Source organism: Mesorhizobium sp. M3A.F.Ca.ET.175.01.1.1 (genome assembly GCF_004791945.1).
Lineage (GTDB): Bacteria > Pseudomonadota > Alphaproteobacteria > Rhizobiales > Rhizobiaceae > Mesorhizobium.
The window spans coordinates 149,109-157,344 of record NZ_SRTP01000014.1 but is presented as its reverse complement, the minus strand read 5'-3'; the positions used below and the strand labels follow the sequence as shown (position 1 = coordinate 157,344).

Genomic DNA, 8,236 nt, shown 5'->3' with positions numbered 1-8,236 from the left:
TCGGGCAGCGCGCCAAAATAGCTCTCAAGGCTGGAAATGGCAGTCTCTCCTTCGTTCGACTGCCTGCCCAAAGAATCCCTTCTCAGGCCAACTTCAAGTCCCAAAAAGCCATATGCGATTCCCCTGCCCACAGGGGGGAGATTGGCAGCTTCTGCGACCGCGCCTTTCTTGCAACTTTGAAGATTGGCGATGGCCGAGATGAAGGCTGATCTCCCCCCCTTGTGGGGGAGATGTCCGGCAGGACAGAGGGGGGCGCGACAGAACGCCAACATGCGAATTTGAGCCCCCATCAAAACCTCGGAATGTCCGGGAACGCCACCTGGCCGCGGTGCACATGCATGCGGCCGAGTTCGGCGCAGCGGCGCAGTTGCGGGAAGACCTTGCCGGGATTGAGCAGATGGTTGGGATCGAAGGCGCATTTGACCCGCATCTGCTGGTCGAGATCGACCTGGTTGAACATTTCCGGCATCAGGTCGCGCTTTTCGACGCCGACGCCATGCTCGCCGGTCAGCACGCCGCCAACCTCGACGCACAGGCGCAAAATGTCGGCGCCGAAATTCTCGGCCTTGTCGAGCTCGCCCGGCACGTTGGCATCGTAAAGGATCAGCGGATGCAGATTGCCATCGCCGGCATGGAAGACATTGGCGACGCCCAGCCCGTATTTCTCGGAAAGATCGCGCATGCCGGCGAGCACGCGCGGCAGTTCCTTGCGCGGAATGGTGCCGTCCATGCAGTAGTAGTCGGGCGAGATGCGGCCGACCGCCGGGAAGGCCGCCTTGCGTCCGGCCCAGAAGCTCAGCCGCTCCTGCTCTGATTGGGAGATGCGGCAGGTGGTCGAGCCGTTGCGATAGGCGATCGCCTCGACCAAGCCGATCAGGTGATCTACCTCCACGCTCGGCCCGTCGAGCTCGACGATCAGCAGCGCCTCGACGTCGAGCGGATAGCCGGCATGGACGAAATCCTCGGCGGCGTGGATCGCCGGCCGGTCCATCATCTCCATGCCGCCCGGAATGATGCCGGCGCCGATGATGTCGGCGACGCACTGGCCGCCCTGCTCGCTGGTCGGGAAGCCGATCAGCAGCGCGCGCGCCGTCTCCGGCTCCTTCAGGATGCGCACGGTGACTTCAGTGACGACGCCAAGCAAACCTTCCGAGCCGGTCATGACGCCGAGCAGGTCGTAGCCTTCCTGGTCGAGATGGCTGCCGCCGAGGCGCACCACCTCGCCATTCATCAGCACCATCTCGACGCCGAGCACATTGTTGGCGGTAAGGCCGTATTTGAGGCAATGCACGCCGCCGGAGTTCTCCGCGACGTTGCCGCCGATCGAGCAGGCGATCTGGGAGGATGGATCGGGGGCGTAATAGAAGCCCTCCTGCTCGACGGCGGTGGTGATGCCCAGATTGGTGACGCCCGGCTGGGCGATGACGATGCGGTTCGGATAGTCGATCGCAAGGATGCGGTTGAAGCGGCTCATCACCAGAAGCACCGCGTCCTCGAGCGGCAGCGCGCCGCCGGAGAGCGAGGTGCCGGAGCCGCGCGGCACGACACGGATGTTGCGGTCGTTGCAATATTTCAGCACCCGCGAGACCTGCGCCACCGTTTCCGGCAGCACCACCACCAGCGGCAGCTGGCGGTAGGCTGTCAGGCCATCGGTCTCGAAGGCGCGCATCTCGTGGGCCGTGTCGACGACGCCTTCGCCAGGCACGATGATGCGCATGTCGGCAACGATCTCGGCGCGGCGGCGCATCGTCTCGGCATCGGGCTTTGGCATGGCAAGGCCGGACATCGGGCAGCCTCATGTCGCGTAACTGGTAAAAATCTTTTACCAGCTATGAGCCTTCGTTGCAAATGCTGCTTTGCTCGAAATGGAGCGGCGAGCGCTGGCCAACGCCGCGCAGCGGCAATCTGCCGCTGGCAGCGCCTCTCCTTGCCGCCAGGGTCGCGCACAAGGTGAACGGAGTGGGATAAGCGTGCGAAGCGGCGCCTTTCTCCCCATTGAGAGGAGATTGCGTGGCTATTCGCCTGGATGCTTGCCCGGCTCGGAGTGCATGCGGCGCACGCGGCGCACGCCCCACCAGACGAGCAGCACCGCGACCGGCACGCACGCTGCGGTGACGACTTCCGGCGCGAAGGCATGGCCGAAGGTCGACGCGCCCTTGGCAACGTAGCCGATCAGGCCGACGACGTAGTAGGACACGGCCGCGACGGAAAGGCCTTCCACGGTCTGCTGCAGGCGCAGTTGCAGCCTGGCTCGGTTGTTCATGGAGGCCAGCAAGTCGCGGTTCTGCTTCTCGACCTCGACATCGACCCAGGTACGCAGCAGCGTCGTGGCGCGGGTGAGTTTGCGCGACAAATTGGCCTGGCGCTCCTCGACAGAACGGCAGGTGCGCATGGCCGGCGCCATGCGTCGCTGCAGGAAGCCACCCCAGGTGTCGTAGCCCGGCACGGCCTCCTCCTCCAGAGCCTCCAGCCTCTCGGTGACTATGCCGTCATAAGCGCGGCTCGCGCCGAAGCGGTACAGGCTGGACGCCGCGTCGGCCTCCAGTTCAGCCGCCAGTTCTGTCAGATCAGCCAACAACGTCTGGCTGTCGCGGGTCTCGGCCGCCTTCATTTCCACCGTGGTCAGCGCCAGCCGGTCCTCGATGCGCCGCGCCCGTCCGGAAAGGGTCAGCGCCAAGGGCAGGCCCAACATGGCAAGCGTACGATAGGTCTCGATGTCGATAAGCCGCTGCGACAGCGCCCCCGTGCGGGCAGGAGTCAGACCGCGATCGAGCAGCAGGATGCGGGTCATGCCGTCGCCATCCTGGCGGAAGTCGGTGACAATGGCCGCTGCGCCTCGCTCGACCAGCGAATAGCACAGGCTGGTCGGGTCGAAGCCGGCGATCAGCTTCTCGCTCACCTGCGTCCATTTGCGGATCTCGAGCCGGATGCCGGAAATCACGGTTCCCGGCGGCGAGAACCCATTGCCGAAGGGTGAATCCTCCTGGCCGCGGCCGTGCTCGGCAAGCGGCCCTTCCCACAGATAAGTCGAGAATTCCGTATGCCGCTCCCAGCGCAGCGTGCCCTTGCCCCACTTCATCGCGTGATGACGGGCATGCCGCTCGGGCGCGGCGATACCGAGGCGCCGCGACAATTCCGACAGCACGGCATGGTCGACGCCGGAGCCGCCCTCGGTCATGAAGGAAAGCTGGATCAGCACACGCGGCTTCTCGACCAGCGGATGCGGGCGGGCATGGACCTCGCCCAGCGCGCCGGGCCGGCCCTCATGGGCCGGAAAGCCCATGACGCTGCCCTGCGCGCGCGGCTGGAACTGGAGATTGGACGTCTCGTCCGACACGGCTGGTCCCCCTGGTTTCGACCGTTCGTGGAACCCGGCCCTCATGCGGCAATCGGTGTGACACGTAAACAGCAAATTTTTGGCAGACCGCCATGAAAGGCTCTCAACGGAAGCCGACCGGCCTGGGGGAATTGGATAAATAATTTGACCAGTTGACGACAGACGCTCTAACCTGGGCGCCATCCATTCCGTTCCCCAGGCGCCTTTCGTTGAGTGACATCTTCTCCCGGATCGAGCATTCGCGCACCGCCGACGAGGTGGTGCAGCAGATCGAGAGCCTGATACTCGAGGGCGTGCTGCGCACGGGTGACCGACTGCCGGGCGAACGCGAGTTGGCGCGCCAGTTCGACGTGTCGCGACCGATCCTGCGCGATGCGCTGAAGGCTCTCGAAGCGCGCGGCCTGCTGACGACGCGGCCGGGCGGCGGCACCCATGTCGCCGATGTCATCGGCCAGCTTTTCACCAAGCCGGTGACCGACCTGATCTCCACGCACCGCAAGGCGGTGACCGACTATCTGGAGTACCGGCGCGAGATCGAGGGTGTCGCGGCCGAGTACGCGGCACGTCGCGCCACACCTGAGGATCTCGCCCTGCTCGACCGCATCATGGCGCGCATGGACGAGGCGCACCGCACCGGCGACTTCGACGACGAGGCGGAAATCGACGTCGAGTTCCATCATGCGGTGTGCGAATGCGCGCACAACATCATCCTGCTGCATACACTGCGTTCCTGCTACCGGCTGCTGTCCGAGGGCGTGTTCCAGAACCGTCTTCTGGTTTTCACCGTGCCCGGCGCGCGCGAGGCGCTGCTTCAGCAGCACCGCGCGATCCATGCCGCGATCAAATCCGCAGACCCGATCGCGGCGCGCAGGGCGGCAATGGACCACATCACCTATGTCGAGCGCTCGATGGCGGAAGCGGAACGCAGCGGCGACTGGCAGCGCGTGTCTCGGTTGAGGCTCAGGCAGCGCTCGGAACCCGGCGACGTCGAACCCACAGGCAAACCCACCTAAGCACCGATCAAGCGGGGACAATCATGAGCGACATCCTGACCATCGCCGACCTGAAGGACCTCGCGCGCCGCCGCGTGCCGAAGATGTTCTTCGACTATGCCGATTCCGGCGCCTGGACCGAGAGCACCTACCGCGCCAACGAGGAGGATTTCGGCAAGATCAAGTTCCGCCAGCGCGTGCTGGTCGACATGAGCAACCGCTCGCTGGAAACGACCATGATCGGCCAGAAGGTGGTGATGCCGGTGGCCCTGGCGCCGACCGGGCTGACCGGCATGCAGCATGCCGATGGCGAGATGCTGGCGGCGCAGGCGGCCGAAGAGTTCGGCGTGCCGTTCACGCTGTCGACGATGAGCATCTGCTCGATCGAGGACGTCGCCTCGGCCACGAAGAAGCCGTTCTGGTTCCAGCTCTATGTGCTGCGCGACAAGGATTTCGTGCTCAACCTGATCGACCGGGCGAAAGCGGCGAAATGCTCGGCGCTGGTGCTGACGCTCGACTTGCAGATCCTCGGCCAGCGCCACAAGGACGTGCGCAACGGGCTGACGGCGCCGCCGCGCATGACATTGACGAACATCATCGACATGGCCATTCGCCCGCGCTGGTGCCTGGGCATGGCCGGCACCCAGCGTCGCACTTTCCGCAACATCGTCGGACACGCCAAGGGCGTCGGCGACGTCGCCTCGCTGTCGTCCTGGACAACCGAGCAGTTCGATCCGCAGCTGTCCTGGAAGGATGTCGCATGGATCAAGGAGCGCTGGGGCGGCAAGCTCATCCTGAAGGGCATTCTCGACAAAGAGGACGCGCTGATGGCGGCCAAAACCGGAGCCGACGCGATCATCGTCTCGAACCATGGCGGGCGCCAGCTCGACGGCGCTCCTTCGTCGATCTCGGTGCTGGAAGAAATCGCCGACGCGGTCGGCGACCAAATCGAAGTGCATATGGACGGCGGCATCCGCTCCGGCCAGGACGTGCTCAAGGCGCTCTGCCTCGGGGCCAAGGGCACCTATATCGGACGGCCCTTCCTCTATGGACTCGGCGCCATGGGCAAGGCGGGCGTTACCCAGGCGCTCGAAATCATCCGCAAGGAGATGGACGTGACGCTGGCGCTGTGCGGAAAGCGCCTGGTGACCGACATGGGCAAGGAACAGTTGCGGCGCTAGAGCAAGCCCGCCAGCTGCTTCGAGCGACATGCGCTAGGGCTTGTTCACCGATTGGCCCTAGTTTTCCCGAGATCGACGCGGAAAGACGAGCAAACCTTGACCGAGACCGGCATTCACTATCTCGACGCGCGCGGGCCGGAAGGCATGCGGCTCTATGCCATCGGCGACGTGCACGGCCGCCATGACCTGCTGGCCGCCATGCACCGCCGGATCGAAAGCGAATTGCAACATGCGCCGCCGAACGACTGGCGCATCATCCATCTCGGCGACTACACCGACAGAGGCCTTCACTCCAAGGAGGTCATCGACTTCCTGATCGAGGCACAGAGACGCGATGCGCGCAATCTGATGCTTGCCGGCAACCACGACATCGGCTTCCTCGAGTTTCTGGACCGACCCGATCCGGATGGTCTGTTCATGCGAAATGGCGGCGTCCAGACGGCAGCTTCCTATGGCGTGAAGCTTTCGGCAGGCGGCGGCTGGTTTGGAAGGTCGGATGAGACATTGCTGCACGGGCATGCGGCACTGGTGGGCGCGGTGCCGCCAAGCCATGTCGAGTTCCTGAAGTCCCTGCCCTTTTCAGCGACCTTCGGCGACTTCTTCTTCTGCCATGCCGGCATCCGGCCGGGCGTGCCGCTCGAAAGCCAGAGCAGCGACGACCTGATCTGGATCCGCGACGCGTTCCATGTTCATCCTGGGCTTTTCCCCAAGGTAATCGTGCACGGACACACGCCCGTGCCGGAAGCCGAGGTGATGGCCAACCGCGTCAATGTCGATACCCTTGCCTGGCAGTCGGGAAGGCTCAGCGCGCTCGCCATTGACGGCGCGGAAAAGCGGATCCTGACAGTGGAGGGAAAGGCGTTCTAGCGAAGCGCGGCGGTGACGCCGTAGCCGTCGACGGCCTGATGATTGTTGGCCGCGTCGGCAGAATAAATGCCGAGGCCGCATACGACGATGGCAGACAGCATGACAAAGGACAAAAGCGCTGCTTTCACGGACGTCATCTCTGGTTGAGCTTTCTGCATCTGTGCACGAGGCGGTTACCAATGCGTTGAAACGATAAAATGCGTCTCAATGTTTCGACGATTTCGCGCTTCTAAGCAGCTTCTGTATCGCCGGTGTGTCGCGCGGATCACACAAGAGGTTCATCGCGGATGCACGCTCGATACAGAGCGCGCGCCTTCTAGGATGAGGCGCGAGCACAAGCCAAGGATGAAGCGGGTTTTCCCCAGGCAGAACCGGCGTCGCGTGCCAATTATGTCACGCCTGCCCGGAGCACGGGCGATATTCAGATGGTCGCCACCCAGGCGCGGGCAATAGCCATTCCGGCGGCGTCGGCGCCCGGTCCGCTGCGGGCTATTTCGTCGTCCAGCCGCTCGTTCCAGTCAGGATTGCGCTCGGCAATGATCGATGCAAAGGACGCGCTCCAGTCCCGCACCATTGGGCTGTCCGCCTCGAAGTGGAACTGGAATCCGTAGACGGCGCGGCCGAGGCGAAAAGCCTGGTTTTCGGCGACATCGTTGCCGGCGAGCCTTATGGCGTTTTCGGGCAGGTCGAACGTGTCGTCATGCCACTGGAAGATCGGGAATTTTTGCGGCAAGGCGCCAAGCACCGGATCGGATATGGCTTCCGCGGTCAGCGACACGCCGCGCCATCCGAATTCATTTGCGCCGCCGATGCGGTTCTCGGCACCGAAGGCGCGGGCCACGAGCTGGCCGCCAAGACAGATACCAAGCACCGATCGGTCCTTACCGGCGAAATCGCGCGTCAGTTCGAGCAGGGCCGGAAAGTAAGGGTAGTCGGCATCGGCCAGGGCATTCTGGCCGCCGCCCAGCACCACCATGGCATGATGCCCGTCCGCGTCCTGCGGAAGGGGATCGCCCTGGTAGGGACGGCGCAGGTCGATGTCGGCGCCCGCCTCCGTAAGCGCGGCGCCAAGCTGGCCGAGCCCGGTATTGTCGTAGTTCTGGACCACCAGCACGCGCATGGGAAATCCTGCTGACATGAAATGCTGGGGCGAGCGATATCATGCCGCCAGCATTTCAGCCAAGATGCGTGCCGGGGAGAAGCCTATGCCACTGCAGAACCGGGTCGATCCGTTCGGCGCCATCCATGCCGTGCCCGAGCGCGGCCTGTTCATGGGCAATCGCGGCATCATTCATGATCCGGAAACGAAGACGCTTCTCAAGAAGCGCTGGGCCTTGCAGGCCTGGATCATCTGCGCTTGCAAGTTCCGCAACGTTCGGCGCGAGCCCATGGGCCGCAACAGGCCCGGCGGCAAAGCCGGCTGGACCGAGCTGTTCTTCCTCGACGAGGTGACGGCTTTGGCTGCGGGCCATCGGCCCTGCTTCTTCTGCCGCCGCGAGCAGGCAAGCGATTTCGTGCGGAGCTTCGGCGAAGCTTTCGGCATCGCCGAGCCGCGTGCGCCAATGCTCGACAGGCGCTTGCACACGGAACGGCCGGCATCCGGTGGTCGGCCGCCAGTCGTTTCCGTGCAGGAACTGGGCGGGCTTCCTGACGGGGCGATGGTGGCAGACGGCAACACCGCATATGCGCTGCGCGCCGGCAAAGCCCTCGAGTGGTCGTTCGCCGGCTATGTCGCTCGCATGGCGTTCAACGGCCTTGCCGGCAGGCCACTGGGGCTGCTTACGCCTGCCACGACCGTTTCGGTCTTGCGACAAGGCTACGCGCCGGTCTGGCATCGATCCGCCGACACTTGACGATCC

Annotated in this window: 9 protein-coding genes; 5 read left to right on the top strand and 4 right to left on the bottom strand. The window is 64.3% G+C overall.

Annotated features, from left to right (window positions below):
• Window positions 1-209: hypothetical protein (locus tag EN818_RS33285; RefSeq protein WP_210236474.1), on the top strand; the 209-nt coding region annotated here is incomplete at its 5' end.
• An 80-nt stretch (window positions 210-289) separates the two neighbouring features.
• On the opposite strand, the gene EN818_RS25840 is transcribed toward EN818_RS33285, so the two are convergent.
• Both EN818_RS25840 and EN818_RS25835 read right to left on the bottom strand, forming a co-directional pair.
• Window positions 290-1,786 (bottom strand): FAD-linked oxidase C-terminal domain-containing protein, encoded by a 1,497-nt coding sequence (locus EN818_RS25840; protein ID WP_135905761.1) that lies wholly within the window; start codon window positions 1,784-1,786, stop codon window positions 290-292.
• Window positions 1,787-2,014: 228 nt separating this feature from the next.
• Window positions 2,015-3,337 carry a DUF3422 family protein gene (locus tag EN818_RS25835; protein ID WP_135905759.1) on the bottom strand — a complete coding sequence of 441 codons (1,323 nt, stop codon included), beginning with the start codon at window positions 3,335-3,337 and terminating at the stop codon, window positions 2,015-2,017.
• Window positions 3,338-3,546: 209 nt separating this feature from the next.
• Here EN818_RS25835 and EN818_RS25830 point away from each other — a divergent pair, with 209 nt between their 5' ends.
• From EN818_RS25830 to EN818_RS25820, 3 genes are all read left to right on the top strand, one after another.
• The gene (locus tag EN818_RS25830) at window positions 3,547-4,350 is read left to right on the top strand and encodes an FCD domain-containing protein (protein ID WP_095808982.1); all 804 of its coding nucleotides are present in this window, start codon (window positions 3,547-3,549) and stop codon (window positions 4,348-4,350) included.
• A gap of 23 nt (window positions 4,351-4,373) precedes the next feature.
• Window positions 4,374-5,510, top strand: a complete 1,137-nt coding sequence (locus EN818_RS25825; RefSeq protein WP_135905757.1) for an alpha-hydroxy acid oxidase — start codon at window positions 4,374-4,376, stop codon at window positions 5,508-5,510.
• A gap of 96 nt (window positions 5,511-5,606) precedes the next feature.
• Window positions 5,607-6,377 (top strand): metallophosphoesterase, encoded by a 771-nt coding sequence (locus EN818_RS25820; protein WP_135905755.1) that lies wholly within the window; start codon window positions 5,607-5,609, stop codon window positions 6,375-6,377.
• Here the strand turns inward: EN818_RS25820 and EN818_RS34370 are convergent.
• Together EN818_RS34370 and EN818_RS25810 are read right to left on the bottom strand one after the other, a co-directional pair.
• The gene (locus EN818_RS34370) at window positions 6,374-6,505 is read right to left on the bottom strand and encodes a hypothetical protein (protein ID WP_275955501.1); all 132 of its coding nucleotides are present in this window, start codon (window positions 6,503-6,505) and stop codon (window positions 6,374-6,376) included. The two genes, EN818_RS25820 and EN818_RS34370, sit on opposite strands and share 4 nt — an antisense overlap.
• Window positions 6,506-6,798: 293 nt before the next feature.
• On the bottom strand, window positions 6,799-7,497 hold the full coding sequence (locus EN818_RS25810; protein WP_095808978.1) for a type 1 glutamine amidotransferase: 699 nt from the start codon (window positions 7,495-7,497) through the stop codon (window positions 6,799-6,801).
• 85 nt (window positions 7,498-7,582) lie between these two features.
• On the opposite strand from EN818_RS25810, the gene EN818_RS25805 reads away from it, so the two are divergent.
• On the top strand, window positions 7,583-8,230 hold the full coding sequence (locus tag EN818_RS25805; RefSeq protein WP_135905753.1) for a hypothetical protein: 648 nt from the start codon (window positions 7,583-7,585) through the stop codon (window positions 8,228-8,230).
• The last annotated feature ends 6 nt before the right edge of the window (window positions 8,231-8,236 follow it).